Consider the following 1,603-nt stretch of genomic DNA (forward strand, 5'->3'; position numbering starts at 1 on the left):
TGTGGGTGGGGGCTCGGCTGCCGGAGTACATGGTGCCGGGAGTCTTTGTTGAGCTGGCGGCGTTGCCGCGGAACCGGAACGGGAAGGTGGACCGCGGCGCGCTCGACGGGGTGCAGCTGCCCGTCGGGGTCTCGTTCGTGGCGCCGTCCGGGCCCGTGCAGGAAGTGCTCGCCGCGATCTGGACCACGCTGCTCGGGGTTGAGCGCATCGGTGTGCACGACGACTTCTTCACCCTCGGTGGGCATTCGCTGCTGGCCACGCAGGTGTTGTCTCGTGTGCGGGTCGCGTTCGGGGTCGAGGTGCCCGTCGATGCCATGTTTGACGCGCCGACCATCGTTGGGCTTGCGGCGGCTATCGCTGCGGCTACACCTGGGTTGACGGCGCCGCCCGTCGAGCCCGCTGGGCGGGACCTTGCGTTGCCGTTGTCGTTTGCGCAGCAACGGTTGTGGTTCCTCACGCAGCTCGAGCCCGACTCGGTCGAGTACAACATGCCGATCCTGATCCCGGTGCCGGGCGACGTCGATGTGGCCCGGCTGGCGGAGGCGCTGCGGCGGTTGGTGGAGCGGCACGAGGTACTGCGGACGCGGCTCGTGGCCGGGGCCGACGGGGTGCCGTACCAGGTGATCGAGCCGGCCGCGGCGTTCGAGCTCACGGTGGTCGAGCGGTCGGCACACGACTGGATCACCCAGGACGCCACCGTGCCGTTCAACCTGGCCGCGGCGCCGCCGTTGCGGGCCACGCTCCTGCGCGTCGCGCCCGGCGAGCACATGCTGGCGCTGGCGATGCATCACGTGATCGGGGACGAGTGGTCCGACGGCATCCTGCGCCGGGAACTCGCCGCGTTGTACGCCGGGACCGTGCTCGACCCGTTGCCCGTGCAGTACGCGGACTTCGCCGTGTGGCAGCGCACGTGGCTGGCCGGGGCGGTGCTGGAGGAGCAGGTCGGGTACTGGCGGCGGCGGTTGGCGGGTGCGCCCGTGCTGGATCTGCCGACCGACTATCCGCGGCCGGCGGTCCGTTCGTCGGAGGGCGCGGTCATCGACTTCGCGATCCCCGACGACGTGGCGGCGGCACTGCGCACGGTGTCCCGCGCATCCGGCTCCTCCATGTTCATGACCGTGCTCGGGGCCTATGCACTACTGCTGCAGCGGTACTCCGGCCAGGACGACATCGTCGTCGGCACACCCATCGCCAACCGCAACCGGGCCGAGATCGAGGGTCTGATCGGGTACTTCGTCAACACGCTGGTACTCCGCACGGACCTGTCCGGTGACCCCACCTTCGCCGCGCTGCTGGCCCGTGTGCGGAACACAGCACTGGAGGCGTTCGCGCACCAGGACGTGCCGTTCGAGCGGCTGGTGGACGAGCTGGTCACGGACCGGGACCGCTCCCGGACGCCGCTGTTCCAGGTGTTGTTCAACTACTTCGACACCGCCGAGTCGGACGAAGGCGAGGCGGTCGACGACCGTGCCCGCGAGGCCCTGGCCAAGTTCGACCTGCGCCTGATGGTGTCGGAGCGGGGTGATGGTCTGGTTGGTGCGTTCCATTACGCGACGAGGTTGTTCGACGAGTCGACGATCCGGCGGTTGATTGGGCATTTCCA

At 69.4% G+C, this 1,603-nt stretch carries 1 protein-coding gene; it reads left to right on the forward strand.

The genetic code is table 11. The features are described from left to right. Positions 1-62 precede the first annotated feature (62 nt). On the forward strand, positions 63-1,603 hold a 1,541-nt coding region (locus AB0B76_RS58910), incomplete at its 3' end, for a condensation domain-containing protein (RefSeq protein ID WP_360395173.1).

The organism is Dactylosporangium sp. NPDC049140 (genome assembly GCF_040648435.1).